Raw genomic sequence first — 17569 nt, 5'->3', positions numbered from 1 at the left:
TTGCTACTTTACTTTCCCGGACGTGAGCAGGTGTGCCACTGCCATCTGCACCACGGCCAGCACCAGCAACAGTGCCAGCGGAAGGGTCCAGCCACCGGTGGCACTGTGCAGGATCCCCATGCCGAACGGGCCGGCGGTGGCCAGCAGGTAGCCGGTGGACTGGGCCAGCGTGGACAGTGCCGTGGTCTCGGCGGTGTCCCGTCCGCTGCGGCTGATCATCACCATGACCAGGGGGAAAATGCCCAGGCCGAATCCCAGCAGCACCGCAGGAACGATCGACAGGCTGACGGGCAGGAACAGCAGCAGGGCCACTCCCGCGGCCATGGCGGTGCTGACCAGGTAGAACGCGGGCCGCAGCATCCCGGGCCTGGAACCCAGCGCAATCAGCAGCACGCCGGCGGGAACGGACACCAGCTGCATCACGCCGAACATCAGCCCGCTTTCTGAGGCGCTGAGCCCCAGGGTGGTGAGCATGTAAGGGAACCAGCTCAGCAGGGCGTAGGCCAGCAGGGCCTGCAGCGTGAAGATTGCGGTGAGGAGTGCGCCCTTGCGGGTCCGCAGCAGCGGCCACGGCAGCGTGCCGCCGCCCGCTGGCCGTGTGCTGTGCCGGTGGGCGTGGAGTGCCACGGGCAGGAAGCCCAGCAGCGCAGCCATTGCCATGATGCCGATTGAGCCCACTGCTGCCGACGGCGAGCCGAGGGCCTGCGCCAGCGGCACCACGGCCACGGACGTCACGGTGCCGCCGGTGGTCATGGTGACCGTGTAGACCGCCGTCATCAGCGACGTGCGGGCCGCGAAGTGTTCGCGGATGAAGGACGGCATGGCCACGTTGCAAACAGCCAGCCCGGACATGCCCACCACGGTTCCGGCCACCAGCATTCCCGTTGCGGGAATGCCCCGGAGGAGGAGCCCGCCGGCCAGCAGGGCAAGGGCGAGCAGGATGGCTTTCTCCACGCCCATCTTGCCCGTCAGCCACGACGTTGCCGCGCCCGCCAGGGCAAAGCACAGTGTAGGGATGGAGGGGATGACCGCTGCCACCAGGGGGCCATAGCCGAGCACCAGCTGCAGGTCGTGCAGCAGCGCCGACGCGCCTGTGATGCCGGCGCGCAGGTTCAGCCCGATGAGCACCAGGGCGATGACGCTGAACACGACGGCGATGCGCGTCTTCGGCGCTGCCTCTACGGACGGATGGGAAATGCGTGCAGCGGCAGGCGGTGGCGAGGCGGACATCTTTCCAGACTAAAGGTTAGACGTTTGATGTCTAGGCTTTTGTGGGGAACCTCTCCCGGCCCCGCAGGCAGGGGCAATAGAATGCGAGCGGGAGCCCGGCGGCCCGGCCGGTCCGGCCGTAGCCGCTACCGGACGTCTGGGAGGAGCGGTTGTGAAGGCTGTGCAGGCAGTGGAGGTCGAGAAGAAGTACGACGTCGGCGATGATGCCGTGGTGCCTCAGCTCCAGCATCTTCCCGGAGTAGCCCGGGTGGGGGAGGCCCACACCGCCGAACTGGAAGCCGTCTACTTCGACACCGCCCAGCGGACCCTGCAGTCCCGCCGCATCACCCTGCGGCGGCGGACGGGAGGGACGGACGCCGGATGGCACCTGAAGCTGCCGGCGGAAGCGGCGGCAGCAGAGGAAACCAGCCCCCGGGTGCCGGCCGCCCAGGGCGCTGTTCCTGGAGGAACGGACCCGGCGGCGTCAGAACCCCCGCGGCGGCGCGAGCTGCACGCCCCACTGGGCCAGCCCGACGTCGTACCCGACAGCCTGCTGGCCTACGTGCAGGCCTTTGTGCGCGGGAACCCCCTCGTGCCCGTGGTGCGGCTGAAGACCGAGCGGACAACCTACCCGCTCTATGGACCTGACGGCGTGCACCTGGCCGACCTGGCCGACGACAGGGTGGACGCCCAGCCCCTCGGCGGCGGCACGTCGTCCGGAGGTAAACACTGGCGCGAATGGGAACTGGAACTGGTCCATGGACCAGCCAGCCTCTTTGAACCTGCCGGCCAGGTCCTCGCCGCTGCCGGCGCCCGCCCGGCCGGCCATGCGTCCAAGCTGGCCAAGGCTCTGGGGGCAGGCGGAACCTCGAAGGTTTCCGGCAGTGGAACGGGTGGCGCCCTGCTGGCGGGGAAGAACGCCCCGGCTGCCGCCGTCGTCACCGTCTTCCTGGCGGGCCAGCTCAAGCAGCTTCTTGACCGCGACGCCGGAGTGCGGCTGGAAGAACCGGAGGCGATTCACGACATGCGCTCGGCCGCCCGCCGGATGCGGTCTGCGCTCGCCGCCTACCGCAAGCTTTACCGGGCCGTTCCCGTGCGGCGCCTTCGCGACGAGCTCTCATGGCTGGGCGGGGTGCTCGGGGCGCCCCGGGATGCCGAGGTGCTGCGCTCCCGTTTGCTGGGCCAGATCGATGAACTGCCGCCGGGTGAGGGCGCCGAAGCGGCCCGGGACTTCCTGGACCGCCGCGCGGGAGCAACGTTCGACGCCGGGTACCGGCTCCTGCAGGAGGCGCTGGTATCCGAACGCTACTTCCGCCTCCTGGACAGCCTCGAAGATTTCCGCGACACCCCGCCGGTTCGCGGCACCGCCGTGGAGCCGGGGCGGCGCGCGGTGGCCAAAGCGGTGGATAAGTCGGCCAAGCGGATCCGGCGCTCCCACAAGGCGGCCTCGCACGCCCGCCGGGGAACCGAGCGTGAAACCGCCCTCCACCAGGTGCGCAAGGATGCCAAGCGGCTGCGGCACGTCGCAGAATCCGCCGCGGCCGTCAGCGGCAAACGTGCCCGAAAGGTGGCCAAGGCCGCGCACCGGCAGCAGAAGATCCTTGGCGATTACCACGACGCTGTCATTGCCCGGGACCTGCTGGCCGGGCTGGGATCCGAAGCGCCGGCGGCGGCCACGGAAGCCATTACGGCCCTCCTGGCCAGGCAGCATGAGCTGATGTCCGCGGCGGAGCACAAGTACCGCAAGGCGCGCAGGAAGTCCCGGGACCTCCTGCGGGGCGGCGTCCTCTGACTCTCCCTGTTGCCCTATCAGATCGGGTCCCTGAAACCCTGTGTTAGGGACTGGATCTGATAGGGCAACGGGCGTTTAGGGGCGCGTTCCCGTGGGCAGGGTAAGGATTTCCGCCCCGTCCTCGGTGATGGCGATGGTGTGTTCGGTGTGGGCGGTCCGGCAGCCCGTGGCGCTGCGGAGTGTCCAGCCGTCCGCGTCGGTGACGAGTTCAGCGGTATCGGCCATGATCCACGGTTCCAGGGCAAGCATCAGGCCGGGGCGGAGCTTGAAGCCGCGGCCGGGCCGGCCCATGTTGGGCACGTGCGGGTCCTGGTGCATGGTGGAGCCGATGCCGTGCCCGCCGAACTGCCTGTTGATGGGGTAGCCGGCATCGGTAAGGACGCGGCCGATAGCGTAGGAGACGTCCCCGATCTTGGCATTCGGACCGGCGGCGGCGATGCCTGCGGCCAAAGCGCGCTCGGTGGCGTCGATCATGGCGACGCTCTCGTCCGGCCCTGAACCGCCCACCAGGAAACTGATGGCGGCGTCGGCGGCAATGCCATCCTTGACGACGGCGAGGTCGAGGGTGAGGAGGTCACCGTCCGCCAGCGCATAGTCCCGGGGGAGTCCGTGCAGCACGGCGTCGTTGACGCCGGTGCAGATGTAGTGTCCGAATGGCCCGCGCCCAAAGGAAGGTGCGTAGTCCACGTAGCAGGATTCCGCGCCCGCCGCGTCAATCATCTCCGCGGTCCAGCGGTCGATCTCCAGCAGGTTTGTGCCCACTGTGGCGCGGCCCTTCACGGCCTGGAGGATGTCGGCCACCAGGGCGCCCGTTACCCGGGCCTTGGCGATCTCGGCGGGGTTGAGGATCTCGATCATGCGGTGCCCTTTCCGGTGGCTGGCTCGTTCCGTAGGTGGCTTCCCTGTGTTTCCAGCAGGGTTCACGGCCAATAACTATACCGGCCATATTATCCCGGTATTATTATTGGAACTATGGTCAGACTGCCGCTTACCCCCGAAGAAGTCCAGCGTGGACAGCGCCTCGGCGCGCTGCTGCGGCGTGCACGGGGGGACCGCCCGATGCTTGAGACGGCGCTCGACGCCATGGTGTCGCCGGAGACCCTGCGGAAGATCGAGTCGGGGCGCGTGGCCACGCCTGCCTTTCCCACCATTGCGGCCATCGCCGACGTCCTGGGGCTTTCCCTCGACGCCGTGTGGGCCGAGATCAATGAACCGTCGCCGGCGGCGGGCCGGGCGGCCACCCGCACGGCTCCACAGCGGCTCGCGTCCTAGGCTCCGGCACGGGTCCGTGCCCAGTGACCGGGCGGCTACTTTCCCTGCCGGGCCGACAGGCGGGCAACTGCCAGCGCCAGCCACAGCTGCACCCGGTCCGGCGTGACCGAGGGGTCGTACCCGGTCAGTTCGGTGATCTGGGCCAGCCGGTACCGGACGGTGTTCCGGTGCAGCGTGAGCTGCTCAGCCACGGCCGCCACCGAACCGTTGTTGGTGAGGTAGCTCTCCAAAGTGGTCATCAGCTCGGCGCCGTGGGCGGCATCGAAGGCCCGCAGCGGGTTCAGCGATTCGTGGGCCATGTCCGCCAGGGGCACGTCCTCACTGGCTAGCAGGAGCGAGGTCAGGCTCAACCGTTCAGGCTCGTTGACCGGCAGCCCGTGGCCGGCGGCATCGCGGGCCTCGAAGTAGCTCCACCGCAACCCGTTCGGCTTCGTGTAGGCGCCGCCGATGCCGATGGTTGCGTGGATCCCCGCCTCTGCCAGGTGGTCGCTGAGCTGGCGTGCCAGGGCCGGCGCCGCGCCGCCGTCGTCGTTGATCACCACCACCAGGTCCTTACCCACGACGGCGGCCACCGCGCCTTCCAGTGCGCGCGGAACCGATGTGCTCCCCAAGGCCTTGTGGTGGGCGGGGGAGACGGCCAGCAGCACCACGTTTTTGCGGGTGCTGTTGATGCCAACCCCGGCCAGCCTCCGCTGCGCCTCGCTGGTCTCGAGGGCACCGTGGATGACGTCCTCGAGCACCTGCCCGCACAGGGCGCGCTGGGACTGCCGCTGCTTGACCATGTTGTTCAGCTCCACGCTGATGAGGTTCTGGGCGTAGCCCACGATTCCGGTGTCCTCGAACGGCTGGCGGACCCAGAGCGTGCAGGCGTCGCGGCGGCCGGTGGGGATGGGGAAGGAGGACCAGGAATCGGCTATGGGGGCGGCGGCGCTGCTGTTGTACAGCTGGGCCGTGAATTGGGTGAGGGCGATGTCCGTGCGGAGCATGCTGCCGAGCTGCTTGAGCAGTTCGGCGAGGCCGCCGCCGGTCAGCAGCGCACGGGCCAGGATCTGGTGCCCGGCGATCAGGCGTTCAAGCTTGGAGTAGTGGTCAGCGGACTGCGCATCCGCCACCAGCTTGGTGATGGCGATGAAAGGCGTCTCGTACGGGACCTCCACCACTGGCAGGCCCCACCGGTTTGCCTCCGCCAGTAACGCCGGCGGCACCGCGTCGTGCGAGAGCCCCACGCCGAACCCGATGCCCACCGCCCCGGCCCGCTGGACCTGGCGGACAAAGCGGCGCTGCTCAGGAGCGGACTTCAATCTCAGGCCCGTGGTGAGGATCAGTTCGCCGCCGTTGAGGAACCGCTGCGGGTCCTCCAGCTCCGTGACGGCAACCCAGTTGATGTCCTGGTGCCAGGTGGTCTCGGCAACCCCTGCCTTGGACAGCTTCAGGGAGTTCACGCCCAGCAGGGCGGCGAGGGAAATGGCCATGGAACAAGGATACGGGGATGCTGGACAACCGCACTAAGCCTCCGCGCGAAGGGTGTGCAGGTGGCTATTCACTCGGGTTGTGGGCTGGCATAGGCTCAAGGCAGTTCCATCCATCCGCCGTGGTCTCCGCCGGGCGCGTTGGCCCCTAAGAAAGAGGTTGCACACCGTGGTCCAAACCTTGCAGAACTTCATCAACGGGAAGTTCGTCACTCCCGCCGGCACCGAGGTGCTTGACGTGGTCAACCCCACCAACGGCGACGTCGTGGCGCACTCGCCGATCTCTGTGCAGGCTGACGTGGACGCTGCCATGGACGCCGCCGCGGAGGCGTTCAAGAGCTGGAAGCACGCAACCCCCGGCCAGCGCCAGCTGATGCTGCTCAAGCTCGCCGACGCCGTCGAGGCCAACAGCGACGAACTTGTCGAGGCCCAGCACCGCAACACCGGCCAGGTCCGCTCCCTGATCGCGTCCGAGGAAGTTGCCGCCGGCGCTGACCAGCTGCGGTTCTTCGCCGGTGCCGCCCGCATCCTTGAGGGCAAGTCCGCCGGCGAGTACTTCGAGGGCCACACCTCGTATGTCCGCCGCGAGCCCATTGGCGTCGTAGCCCAGGTGGCCCCGTGGAACTACCCGTTCCTTATGGCCATCTGGAAGATCGGCCCGGCCCTGGCCGCCGGCAACACCGTGGTCCTCAAGCCCTCGGACACCACTCCGGAGTCCACGCTGGTGCTGGCCCGGCTGGCCGGGGAGATCCTGCCGGCGGGCGTCCTGAACGTTGTTCTCGGTACCGGCAAGACCGGCGCCATGATGGTTGACCACAAGGTCCCCGGCCTGGTGTCCATCACCGGCTCGGTCCGCGCCGGCATTGCCGTCGCCTCCGGCGCCGCCAAGGGCCTCAAGCGCGCCCACCTGGAACTTGGCGGCAAGGCGCCCGCCATCGTCTTCAAGGACGCCGACATCAAGAAGAGCGCCGCGGCCATCGCCGAATTCGCCTTTTTCAACGCCGGCCAGGACTGTACCGCCATCACCCGGGTCCTGGTTGAGGATTCCGTGCACGATGACGTCGTCGCCGCCATGGTGGAACACACCCGGACCCTGCACACCGGTTCGCAGAACGACGAAGACAACTACTTCGGCCCGCTGAACAACGTGAACCACTTCAACGCCGTCACCTCCGTGGTGGAAAACCTGCCGGCCAACTGCCGGATCGAAACCGGTGGACACCGGGCGGGGGAGAAGGGCTACTTCTTCGAGCCCACCATCATCACCGGCGCCAAGCAGACCGATGACGTGGTGCAGCAGGAGACCTTCGGCCCGGTGATCACGGTCCAGAAGTTCAGCACCGAGGAAGAAGCCGTGGAGCTGGCCAACGGGGTTGACTACGCCCTCGCTTCCAGCGTCTGGACCACCAACCATGGCACCGCCATGCGCCTCAGCCGGGACCTCGACTTCGGCGCTGTCTGGATCAACACCCACATCCTCCTCACCGCCGAAATGCCCCACGGCGGCTTCAAACAGTCCGGCTACGGCAAGGACCTCTCCATGTACGGCGTGGAGGACTACACGCGCATCAAGCACGTGATGTCCGCCCTCGACTCCTAGAAGGAAAACCCTCATGACCACCACCGCATCAGACCTCACCTTCCGCCTCGAGCAGAAGCGCAACGTCCAGGCCGACTTCCCTGGCCCCAAGTCCGTGGCACTGACCGAGCGCCGCAAGTCCGTGGTGGCAGCCGGCGTCGCCTCCAGCGTCCCGGTCTACGTTGCTGACGCCGACGGCGGCATCATCCACGACGTCGACGGCAACTCCTTCATCGACCTCGGCTCGGGCATCGCGGTGACCAGCGTGGGCGCGTCCGATCCCGCCGTCGTCGGTGCCGTCAAGGAAGCCGTGGAGCACTTCACCCACACGTGCTTCATGGTCACGCCCTACGAAGGCTACGTGGCTGTTGCCGAGCAGCTGAACCGCCTCACCCCGGGCGACCACGAAAAGCGCACGGTCCTCTTCAACTCCGGCGCCGAGGCAGTGGAGAACGCGGTCAAGGTGGCACGCCTGGCCACCGGACGCGACGCCGTCGTGGCTTTCGACCACGCCTACCACGGCCGCACCAACCTGACCATGGCGCTGACCGCCAAGGCCATGCCGTACAAGACCAACTTCGGCCCCTTTGCGCCCGAGGTCTACCGGATGCCCATGAGCTACCCGTTCCGCGAGGAAAACCCTTCGATCACGGGCGCCGAGGCCGCCAAGCGCGCCATCACCGCCATCGAGAAGCAGATCGGCGGCGACCAGGTTGCCGCGATCATCATCGAACCCATCCAGGGTGAGGGCGGCTTCATCGTGCCGGCCGAGGGCTTCCTGCCGGCACTGGCCGCCTGGGCCAAGGACAAGGGAATCGTTTTCATCGCCGACGAGGTCCAGTCCGGCTTCTGCCGCACCGGTGAATGGTTCGCCGTCAACCACGAAGGCGTTGTCCCTGACATCATCACCATGGCCAAGGGCATCGCCGGCGGCATGCCGCTGTCCGCCATCACCGGCCGGGCAGACCTGCTGGACGCTGTCCACCCGGGCGGCCTCGGCGGCACCTACGGCGGCAACCCGGTGGCCTGCGCCGCTGCGCTGGCCTCGATCGGCTCCATGGAGGAATACGACCTCAACGCCCGTGCTAGGCACATCGAGGAACTGGCCGTCAGCCGGCTCAGCGCACTGCAGGCGGAACTGGCCGGGGCCGGCTCCGCGGTGATCGGTGACATCCGCGGCCGCGGCGCCATGCTTGCCATCGAACTGGTCCAGGCAGGCTCCAAGGAGCCCAACCCGGACCTGACCAAGGCCGTTGCCGCCGCCTGCCTGAAGGAAGGCGTCATCATCCTCACCTGCGGCACCTACGGCAACGTCATCCGGCTGCTCCCGCCGCTGGTCATCACCGACGACCTGCTGACGGACGGCCTCGAGGTCCTGGCCGCCGCCATCAAGGCCAACGCCTAGGCATCAGGCACCAAGGCAGCACCCCCGCATTGCGGGGGTGCTGCCTTTTTGGTTAACAGGTATTTTCCCGTTTCGGGCGCCCTTTTCCCGAGTTAACTACCCAGTCCCCTCCCCAGGTACGTCGGACTACCTAATGCCCCCTACTTGCCTGCCCGGCAAACACCTAACCACCCGCTGGTTAAGGCAGGTTGCGGTAAGTATCCCCAAGAATTTTTTGGAGTACTTGGTACTCGTGTTAAGCGTCCTCAGCTACTCGTAACTTGGACACACCGGGACCCCGGAAAGTGGGCCCTGGAGTGCAACTTGAGGAGTTTCCGGACGGCGAAGCCCCTCCACAATGACCAACGCCTCACAGCGAAGCGAGTAAGCGCCTGCCAACATCCGGACGGCGGCACAGGGTTCGAGCGGCGGCAGCCGCATCACCCTCGGCCGGCGATGGACATCCTGCACAACACAGAGGGGAAACGACGCGATGCAGTTGTCGTACACAGCAAGGGAGGGCCTCCGATGAGGGACATCGAAAGCTTTGCAGTGCCTGCACAGGCTACCTTCGGCCGGGACGGGGCCATGTTCGAAGGCCTGCTGGATTTCGTAGCCCAGCTGAGCCTGGTGCTGTGGGGGCTGGTGGTCCTCACGGTGGTGATCCGCTTCGTTGGCGTGGGCCTGTACCGCAGGGGTGCCACCCGCCGGGCACTTGCCGCTGCGCTGGCGCCGCCGGTCTTGACGTCGGTTGTGATTGCACCGCCTGCACTGGCACCAGAGGCCCTGTCACCCGAGGCTCCGGCACCCGGGGCGCTGATGCCGGCTGGGCTGACGCCCGGTCCGGTGGCCGCCACGGACACCACGGCTCAGCGTCCGCAGGCCGGACTTGTCGACGTCATGGCGGCGGACGCCACCTTCAGGGACGACCTGCAGCCCGCCGAGGCGCCCGCCGCCGTGCCAGCGCCCGTAGGGGTACACCGCCGCATCTTCCGCAGCCGGCGCCGGCACCTGCCGGCTCTCGCCAGCTCCACGGAGGGGTGAGCATGGACTTCGCACTCGTCATCTTCTGGCTGTTCGCCGGCGTCAGCATCCTCTACGTCGTGCACTTCGGCCTCTACCTGGCGGGCGCCAACTTTTACGACATCTGGCAACAGCGCCGCAAGGGAATGAAGGGCGTGCGGGAGCCCGGCGACTTCCAGCCGGAATGCGCGGCGACGGCCACCTGGACCCGCCGGGCCCGCCCCGAAGTGCCTGGGCTGGTGTCCATCGTCATCGCGGCACACAACGAGGAAGCGGTGATCGTCAGGACGCTCGAGTCCATCGGCACAAGCACTTACCGCTCCTTCGAGGTCTTCGTCGCCGACGACGCGTCGTCGGACCTGACCGGCAGGCTGGTCCGCGATTTCCAGCTGCGGCACCCCACGATGGACCTGCACCTGGTCCGGATGCGCCGCAACATCGGCAAGGGCGCGGCACTTAACTCGGTGCTCCGGAGGCACGCCCGCGGCCAGTTCGCCATGACCCTCGACGCCGATTCGATCATCGGTCCGGAAACCATCACCAACGCATTGTCCTACTTTGACGATCCCTGCGTGGCCGGAGTCGCCGCCAACGTGCAGATCCTGGAGGAGACCACGGTACTCGGCATCCTGCAGCGGTTCGAACACATGATCGGCTACCGGTCCAAGAAGTTCTATTCCCTCCTGAACGCCGAATTCGTGGTTGGCGGCGTTGCCTCCACCTACCGGATGCGCGTACTGCGGAAGGTCGATTTCTACGACACCGATACCGTGACCGAGGACATCGGGCTGAGCGCGAAGATCACCAACCTTGGCAACCGGCGCTTCCGCATGCTCTACGGTGCCGATGTGGTGGCCAAGACCGAAGGCGTGCTTTCGCTGCGCGCCCTTGCCAAGCAGCGCTACCGGTGGAAGTACGGCAGCATCCAGAACCTCATCAAGTACCGGGGCATGATGCTGAATCCGAGCCGCAGGTACACACCCACCCTGACCTATTACCGGATGCCCATGGCCCTGCTGAGCGAATTCACGCTGCTGGTCTCGCCACTGGCCTGGACCTATGCGGTTTACTGGTCGCTGACCACGCACACCCCCGCGCTGGTCCTTGGGGCCTATGCCACCATTACCGCCTACACGCTGCTCACCGTGTGGATGGACGAGAACCTCACGGTGCGGGAACGCAGCCGGCTCTCCCTCTACGCCCCCACGGCATACTTCCTGTTCTACATCATGGACCTGGTGCAGCTGACAGCGGCGCTTCGCTGCATCCTGCGCTCCCGCGGCCTCTTCCGGCGTCCCGAAATCAACACCTGGAAGTCACCGCAGCGGGCCGGCAGCCTGGTGGTGGCCAATGCCACGTAAACGCCGGCGGTTCCTGCGTGTGCTGTTGAACCCGCTCGTGGTCATCCTGGCTGTGGTGGCACTGATCACCGCTGGCTGGCTGGTGTACACGCGGGGAACCGCCAGCCTGGCCCAGGCCCGGCCGGGTGCCAACCTGCTCCCTGCGTTCGACCCCTCCGCCGTCGTCACCCCCGCGGCGTCAGGGCAGCCCGACCCGGCCGGGCAGGTGGGCGGCTGGACAGTCCGGCGCAGCGGGGCCGCCGAAACCTCGCTGGAGCTGGCCGCCGGAGAGGTGCAAAGCCAGGCGCTCCGGTTGGACATCGCCGGCTACAGCTCGGGTGATGTCACGCTGACAACCCCCCGCGTGGACGTCAAGCCCCACCAGACCTACCTCTTCAAGGCCTTCGCATCCAGTGACATCGACTTCACCCTGCTGGCCCGCCGCTATCGTGCCGATGGCAGCACGGTGCTGGAGCAGCTCCGGAACCCGCTGGAGCGGCCCGGGAACACCCCTTACACGGTGAGCGATGCCTTCGACAGCGGCGAGGCGACAACCGCCGTCGAGTACGTCTTCAGGCTGGCATCGGACGGCGCGCTCAAAATCGAAGGAGCCTACCTGGAGCCGGCCAGTGATGTCCTGCTCCCGGCCTCACCGCCGCCCGGCCCGAACCTGATCCCGAACCCTGGCCTCAGGGGGATCCAGCCCGCAGGACCTGATGCCTGGTCCCCCTACGCCTCCGGGGCACTGACGGCAGAGTCCGGCCGAAGCCAGGACGCAGGGGGCAGCTACCTCTGGACCCGCATCTCCAATTACAGGTCCGGCGAGGCCAAATGGCAGTACCAGCCCATCCCGGTGACCGGTGACAGGTCCTTCGAGTTCGGTGCCACCTACCGGTCAGACCGGGAGGTGGATGTGGTGGCGGAGTTCGAGCTCGCCAACGGGGGCCGCGTGTTCCACAGCCTGGAGACCGTGTTGCCGGCCGGAGACTGGACCACCGTCAGCGAGGCGTTCCAGGCGCCCGCCGGAGCCACCACGGCAATGGTCACGCTGGTAGCCCACGGGGACGGCACCACCAACGTCCGCAATTACTCGCTCAGTGACACGACGAAATCCGGCCCCCTCCGCTGGAGCCAGCCCATGGTTTCGATCACGTTCGACGACGGCTGGCAGTCGGTGTACGACCGTGCGCTTCCGCTGCTGGACCGGCATGGTTTCCGGTCCACCCATTACATCAACGCCAGTTCCATCGAGACGCCAAACTTCATGACCGCAGCCGAGGTGCGGCAGCTGCACCAGGCCGGACACGAGATCGCCGCGCACAGCTACGAGCACGTGGACCTGACCTCCATCGGGACGGACCGCCTGGACGAACAGGTGCGCAAGAGCGAAGAGGCCCTGGCAGCGGCCGGCTTTGAAACCAGGGACCTGGCACCGCCGTACGGCCGCCACGACCCTCAGGTGGACTGGTACGCCAACCAATACTTCGACATCGTCCGCGGCACGGACGACGGCATCAACACCAGGCAAAGCCTGGACCAACACGACCTGAAGGTCTTCTACGTGACTGACCAGACCACCATGGCAACGTTGTCTGAAGCGCTCGCCGAGACAGCCCGGATGAACGGATGGCTCATCCTCGTCTACCACCAGATAGCAACCCCGCAGTCCACCGGCACCCAGGAACACACCATCGCCGCGGACCGGAGCACCATCACCAGCGACGTCCTTGCCGCCCAGCTGCAGCTCGTCGACGACAGCAACATCGAGGTCCAGCCGGTGATGCAGGCCTTCGAAAAACTACAGGGACCCTGACCATACTTCGGCGGTGTAACCCGGCGCCGCCGGCCCCAAAAAGAACGGAACAGCACATGACCGGAACCAGATCCAGCCTGGCGCCGTGGCGCGTCAAGCTCATGAGCACCGTGGTGGCGGTGGTGGCCATGGCCGCCGCGCTGCTGACGCCGGGGGCGGCCAACGCGGCCGTGGACAACCCCGCACCAGGGCCCCTCGTGTCCTTCACCTTCGATGACGGTGCCCAAAGCGCTCTGACACAGGCGGCGCCCACCCTCCAGAAGTACGGGCTGACGGGCACGAACTACGTGATCACCGGCTGTGTCGGCATGACGACGGTACCAAACACCTGCCGTGCCAACACCGATGTGCCGTACATGACCTGGAGCCAGATCCTGCAGCTGCAGAACACCTACGGCTGGGAAATCGGATCGCACACCGTCAACCACCAGTGCCTCGTCAGCGTTGGCGATGACTGCCAGGCGAACAAGCTGACCGCAGCCCAGGTGGAGGCCCAGCTGGCGAACAGCAAGTCGGCGCTCGCCGCCCAGGGCATCAACGCCACGGCCTTCGCGCCGCCCTACGGCGACTACGACATGTCGGCGGTTGCGCGGGTGGCCAAGTACTACAGCTCCATGCGCGGCTTCGCTGACACGGGCAACAACATCTGGCCCTTGGGCGACTACCTGCTCCGCAACGTCCCGGTGCAGGAGGTCACCACGCCGGTGGCGGCGCTGAAGGCCCAGGTGGATGCGGCCATCGCCAACAAGCAGTGGGTGGTTTTCACATTCCATGACATCCGGCCCAACCCCAGCCAGGTCCCCGATGACTACCAGTACGGCACCGCGGAACTGGACCAGCTCGCCGCCTATGTGAAGACCAAGGTGGCGGCCGGGCAAATCCGCAACGTCAACGTCAGCAAGGGCCTCGTGACCGGTTCGCCGAACCTGATGCCCAACCCGTCGTTCAACACCGGGATCGCCGACGGATGGCGAACCGATGCACCTGCCGCGATCACGGCCGACGCCGCTACCAACGGCAGCTTCCCGGACGCTGCCCGGTCCATCAAGATGGTTTCCGGGACGGCCACGGGGCATCTGTTCTCGCCGGCCGTCGCGGTGTCACCGACCACGAACTACCTCTTCAAGTCCTACCTGAACGTCGCCTCCATCACCAGTGGCGAAGTGGGCTTCTACGTGGACGAGTACAACGCGGCCGGACAGTGGATTTCGGGACAGTTCCGCAAACGGGAGAACACACGTTGGGTGGAAGCCATGAACTTCACCTACACGCCCAGCTCCACCAATGTGGCCAAGGCCAGCCTCCAGGTGTGGGTGACCGGCAGCGGAATCACTGCCTACCTGGACAACGTGCAGCTGCTGGCACTGACTGCAGGGACCACCCCGCCACCGCCAACGACCACCAACCTGGTGGCCAACGGCACCTTCGACGCCGGCATCGGCTCGGGCTGGACCACTGACTCCGCGCCCACCATCGTGGCTGACGCAGCCAACCACGGAAGCCCCGCAAACCCGGTCAACTCCGTCAGGCTGACGGCCACAACGTCGAACAAGCACCTGTTCTCACCCCAGGTGGCGGTGACCCCCGGGGCCTACAACATTGCCGGGTACCTGAATGTCGCAGCCCGCACCAGCGGTGAAGTGGGCTTCTACATCGACGAGTACAACGCCGCAGGCCAATGGATCTCCGGGCAGTACAAGCTCGGCGTGGCGGCTGCCGGAGTGACCAACGTTGACCTGACCTACTCGCCAAGCACCACTGCGGTGGCCAAGGCAAGCCTGCAGGTCATTGTCCAGGCCAACTCCGGATTGCAGGCGTATTTCGACGACGTCCGCTGGACCAAGCCCTGACGGCCGGTCCAGGATTGAGGGCACCAGATGGGAGGAGGCAGGATGGCCTGGCGCCCGCGCGCAGTGATCGTGCTGGCGTCCGGCGTCCTGCTCGCCCTTGCCGGCTGCACGCCGGACAACCCGGAGCCTGACATGGTGGTCAACCTGATCCAGCAGGACTGGCAGCATACGCCCGGGGTGACGCCCGACGGCGGCGGGTTGCGGGTGGCGGCAACGTCACGGAGCATCGTGGAACAGGACGGCGGGGGAGGCCAGCCGAACCCGCCGGTCAACCTGGCCGGAACCCACCTCGTGGCCACGGGAGACTTCACCCTCAGCGCATCGTTCACCGACGTGACAGCCGATGCCTCCCTGACGGTCTATGACAGCCCGCCGGTGATTGCCGACGAGTTCCGGATTGAACCCGCGGGACTGCGGCTCACTCTGCGCGGCGATGACCTGGATATTGCGGTCTTTGACGGATCACGGCAAAAGTCCGTGACCAATCCCCAGCCGGCACATGATGAGCGCGTCCGGCTCCAGGACCCCGGGGCCGAACTGACGGTGCACCGGTCAGGGGACACCCTGAAGGTGGCCAGCGGAGGAAAAATTGTGCTGTCACAGCCCCTTCGCGGCATCTTCGGCTCCGGGCAGTTGTGGCTGGGACTCGCGAGCGACGCCGGCTCGTTCCAGGTCAGTTCCCTCACCGCCACAGCTCCGGGCGGTGCCTCACTCAGTACTGCCGGCCCCGCCGTCGAGCAGGCAAGCCAGCTGCCCGATGGCCTGCAGGCCCTGGCGGCGCGGATCCGGCCGGACTTCAGGATCGGTGCCGCTGTGGCACTTGGCCCGCTGGCCTCGGACGCCGACTACGGGCGGGTGCTCGTAGGAAATTTCGGTGCCATCACCCCGGAGAACGCCATGAAGGCGCAGAACCTGTCACCGCAGCAGGGCGCCTACACCTTCGAAGAGGCGGACGCGATCCTTGCGGTCGCCGAAAGCAAGGGCATGGCCGTGCACGGCCACACCATCGCCTTCACGGAAGCAATGCCCCGTTGGATGCAGGAACTTCCCGCGGGCACCGAAGCGGAGCGCAGCGCCAGCGCGCGGGCCTTGCGCGACTACGTCACCGCCGTCGTGACGCACTTCCGGGGCCGGCTCGATTCCCTGGACGTTGTCAACGAGCCCTTCGACACCGACCAGGGCACAGGCCTGCAGCAGAACATCTGGTACCGCGTCTTCGGACCGGCCTACCCGGCCGCCGTTTCGCAGGCCGTCTACGCGGCCGATCCGCAGGTGAAGCAGTTCATCAACGAGAACGGGGCGGACGTTCCGGGGCGCCGCCAGGACGCCCTGCTCAAGCTCGCCCTGGACACGAATGCGGTGGGCGGGCACATCTACGGCGTGGGCCTCCAGGCCCATGTCTACGACCTCGAAACCGACGCGATCCCGGCCGGCGACCTCACCAGTACACTGCGGAACTTCCAGGACGCCGGGCTGCACGTCCGCATCTCGGAAAACGACGTGGCGGACGACGACGGCACAGACGTCCAGGCCGAGCAGTACGCCACCGTCCTGGACATCTGCCTGCGCTCCAGCGCCTGCGTCTCCTACACCACCTGGGGCGTGGATAACCGCTACGACTGGCTGATCGACGACGACGGCAGCCTGCAGCAGGGCCACGACTACCTGTTCGAAAACGGGAAGCCCACCCCGCCGTACGACGCGATAAGGAAGGTTCTGGGCGGCTGACCCGGAGCGTTCAGCCGGCGGCCTGCACCGGAGCCCGCCGCCTGGCCAGGGCGTTCCTGCGCGCGGTCCGGAGCATGTCCACCGTGAGCAGCAGCAGCGCCACCCAGACCACGCCAAAGCCGATCCAGCGCTCCATGGTCATGGCTTCGCGGAACACCACGAGGGCCACGATGAACTGCAGGACCGGGGCGAAATACTGCAGCAGGCCGATAGTGGTCATCGGCAGCCGGCGCGCGGAGGCGCCGAAGAACACCAGGGGAACCGCGGTAATCACGCCGGAGGCGAGGAGCAGCCAGAAGTGGCCGGCGCCCTGGGTGGTCAGGGTGGCGGCCCCCGAGACGCCGAGGGCCGCCATGGCGGCAGCCGCGAACGGTGCCAGCACCAGGGTTTCCACGCTGAGGCTGGTGACGGCGTCCACCCGGGGTCCCACGCGCTTCTTCACGAAGCCGTACAGGCCAAAGCTGAACGCCAGCGTCAGGGCAATCCAGGGAAGCTTGCCGTAGGAGTAGGTGAGCACGCCCACGGCAATGAAACCGATGGCGACGGCGGCCCACTGTAGCGGGCGCAGCTTCTCCTTGAGGACGAACACGCCGAGCAGCACGGAGACCAGCGGGTTGATGAAGTAGCCCAGCGAGGTTTCCACCGCCTGGTTGGTGGTCACACCGTACGTGTACGTGAGCCAGTTGACGGCGATCAGGAAGGCCGCCAGCGCCAGGGAACCAAAGACGGCCCGGTTGCGGAGCGCGGCCGTCAGGGCCGGCCACGCCCTCGTCACGGTGACCAGAAGGGCGCAGAACAGCAGCGACCACACCACGCGGTTGGCCACGATTTCGACGGCGCCGGCGGGCTTGAGCACGAAGAAATACAGCGGGAGCAGCCCCCAGAGCCCGTACGCGCCGATGCCAAAGAGGATCCCCGCCGTCGTGTCCTTGTCATTGACCGCGGCATCCGCCGCCCTGGCGGTCGCCGCGCCCGGACGGGCCGGGGCGTGGGCGGAAGCAGGGGGAGGAGAAGCGGGGGAAGAGGAAGGATCGGGGTTCGGCACGGAACCATAACATCAGCAGCGGGCCCGGTATTCCAAGCAGCCGGGTCCGAAATCCGGCAATTAGT

Annotated in this window: 13 protein-coding genes; 9 read left to right on the top strand and 4 right to left on the bottom strand. The window is 67.1% G+C overall.

What is annotated here, in order from left to right:
- Nucleotides 1-3: 3 nt before the first annotated feature.
- Nucleotides 4-1230, bottom strand: coding sequence for an MFS transporter (locus ACHL_RS14165; protein WP_015937965.1), 1227 nt, complete (start codon nucleotides 1228-1230; stop codon nucleotides 4-6).
- A gap of 151 nt (nucleotides 1231-1381) precedes the next feature.
- On the opposite strand from ACHL_RS14165, the gene ACHL_RS14160 reads away from it, so the two are divergent.
- Entirely contained in the window at nucleotides 1382-3001 is a 1620-nt protein-coding gene (locus ACHL_RS14160) for a CYTH and CHAD domain-containing protein (RefSeq protein WP_015937964.1), read from the top strand.
- 75 nt (nucleotides 3002-3076) lie between these two features.
- On the opposite strand, the gene map is transcribed toward ACHL_RS14160, so the two are convergent.
- Complete coding sequence (map, locus tag ACHL_RS14155) at nucleotides 3077-3859, bottom strand: type I methionyl aminopeptidase (protein ID WP_015937963.1); 783 nt, start codon at nucleotides 3857-3859, stop codon at nucleotides 3077-3079.
- Nucleotides 3860-3973: 114 nt separating this feature from the next.
- Here map and ACHL_RS14150 point away from each other — a divergent pair, with 114 nt between their 5' ends.
- A complete protein-coding gene (locus tag ACHL_RS14150; protein ID WP_015937962.1) occupies nucleotides 3974-4273 on the top strand; it encodes a helix-turn-helix domain-containing protein in 300 nt (99 codons plus the stop codon).
- A 35-nt stretch (nucleotides 4274-4308) separates the two neighbouring features.
- Here the strand turns inward: ACHL_RS14150 and ACHL_RS14145 are convergent, their stop codons facing one another.
- On the bottom strand, nucleotides 4309-5745 hold the full coding sequence (locus ACHL_RS14145) for a PucR family transcriptional regulator (RefSeq protein ID WP_015937961.1): 1437 nt from the start codon (nucleotides 5743-5745) through the stop codon (nucleotides 4309-4311).
- Nucleotides 5746-5911: 166 nt separating this feature from the next.
- Here ACHL_RS14145 and ACHL_RS14140 point away from each other — a divergent pair, with 166 nt between their 5' ends.
- From ACHL_RS14140 to ACHL_RS14110, 7 genes are all read left to right on the top strand, one after another.
- Entirely contained in the window at nucleotides 5912-7342 is a 1431-nt protein-coding gene (locus ACHL_RS14140) for an aminobutyraldehyde dehydrogenase (RefSeq protein WP_015937960.1), read from the top strand.
- Between the two features lie 13 nt (nucleotides 7343-7355).
- Nucleotides 7356-8726: a 4-aminobutyrate--2-oxoglutarate transaminase gene (gene gabT, locus ACHL_RS14135; RefSeq protein WP_015937959.1), complete on the top strand. Its 1371-nt coding sequence runs from the start codon at nucleotides 7356-7358 to the stop codon at nucleotides 8724-8726.
- A 507-nt stretch (nucleotides 8727-9233) separates the two neighbouring features.
- Nucleotides 9234-9749, top strand: coding sequence for a hypothetical protein (locus tag ACHL_RS14130; RefSeq protein WP_015937958.1), 516 nt, complete (start codon nucleotides 9234-9236; stop codon nucleotides 9747-9749).
- 2 nt (nucleotides 9750-9751) lie between these two features.
- The gene (locus tag ACHL_RS14125) at nucleotides 9752-11089 is read left to right on the top strand and encodes a glycosyltransferase family 2 protein (RefSeq protein WP_015937957.1); all 1338 of its coding nucleotides are present in this window, start codon (nucleotides 9752-9754) and stop codon (nucleotides 11087-11089) included.
- Entirely contained in the window at nucleotides 11079-12881 is a 1803-nt protein-coding gene (locus tag ACHL_RS14120) for a polysaccharide deacetylase family protein (protein ID WP_015937956.1), read from the top strand. Before ACHL_RS14125 ends, ACHL_RS14120 begins: the two co-directional genes overlap by 11 nt.
- A 56-nt stretch (nucleotides 12882-12937) precedes the next feature.
- Nucleotides 12938-14731, top strand: coding sequence for a polysaccharide deacetylase family protein (locus tag ACHL_RS14115; protein ID WP_015937955.1), 1794 nt, complete (start codon nucleotides 12938-12940; stop codon nucleotides 14729-14731).
- Nucleotides 14732-14773: 42 nt separating this feature from the next.
- Complete coding sequence (locus tag ACHL_RS14110) at nucleotides 14774-16459, top strand: endo-1,4-beta-xylanase (RefSeq protein ID WP_015937954.1); 1686 nt, start codon at nucleotides 14774-14776, stop codon at nucleotides 16457-16459.
- A 10-nt stretch (nucleotides 16460-16469) separates the two neighbouring features.
- On the opposite strand, the gene rarD is transcribed toward ACHL_RS14110, so the two are convergent.
- Entirely contained in the window at nucleotides 16470-17504 is a 1035-nt protein-coding gene (gene rarD / locus ACHL_RS14105; RefSeq protein WP_015937953.1) for an EamA family transporter RarD, read from the bottom strand.
- Between the last annotated feature and the right edge of the window lie 65 nt (nucleotides 17505-17569).

The sequence above is a fragment of the Pseudarthrobacter chlorophenolicus A6 genome (genome assembly GCF_000022025.1).
GTDB classification, from domain to species: domain Bacteria; phylum Actinomycetota; class Actinomycetes; order Actinomycetales; family Micrococcaceae; genus Arthrobacter; species Arthrobacter chlorophenolicus.
This window is presented reverse-complemented; position numbering and strand designations above follow the sequence as displayed.

Excerpts from the sequence above, each read along its gene's own strand:
- ACHL_RS14145 (WP_015937961.1), bottom strand. The coding sequence starts at position 5,745 with ATGGCCATTTCCCTCGCCGCCCTGCTGGGCGTGAACTCCCTGAAGCTG.
- ACHL_RS14165 (WP_015937965.1), bottom strand. The coding sequence starts at position 1,230 with ATGTCCGCCTCGCCACCGCCTGCCGCTGCACGCATTTCCCATCCGTCC.
- map (WP_015937963.1), bottom strand. The coding sequence starts at position 3,859 with ATGATCGAGATCCTCAACCCCGCCGAGATCGCCAAGGCCCGGGTAACG.
- gabT (WP_015937959.1), top strand. The coding sequence starts at position 7,356 with ATGACCACCACCGCATCAGACCTCACCTTCCGCCTCGAGCAGAAGCGC.
- ACHL_RS14150 (WP_015937962.1), top strand. The coding sequence starts at position 3,974 with ATGGTCAGACTGCCGCTTACCCCCGAAGAAGTCCAGCGTGGACAGCGC.
- ACHL_RS14120 (WP_015937956.1), top strand. The coding sequence starts at position 11,079 with ATGCCACGTAAACGCCGGCGGTTCCTGCGTGTGCTGTTGAACCCGCTC.
- ACHL_RS14125 (WP_015937957.1), top strand. The coding sequence starts at position 9,752 with ATGGACTTCGCACTCGTCATCTTCTGGCTGTTCGCCGGCGTCAGCATC.
- ACHL_RS14130 (WP_015937958.1), top strand. The coding sequence starts at position 9,234 with ATGAGGGACATCGAAAGCTTTGCAGTGCCTGCACAGGCTACCTTCGGC.
- ACHL_RS14115 (WP_015937955.1), top strand. The coding sequence starts at position 12,938 with ATGACCGGAACCAGATCCAGCCTGGCGCCGTGGCGCGTCAAGCTCATG.
- ACHL_RS14110 (WP_015937954.1), top strand. The coding sequence starts at position 14,774 with ATGGCCTGGCGCCCGCGCGCAGTGATCGTGCTGGCGTCCGGCGTCCTG.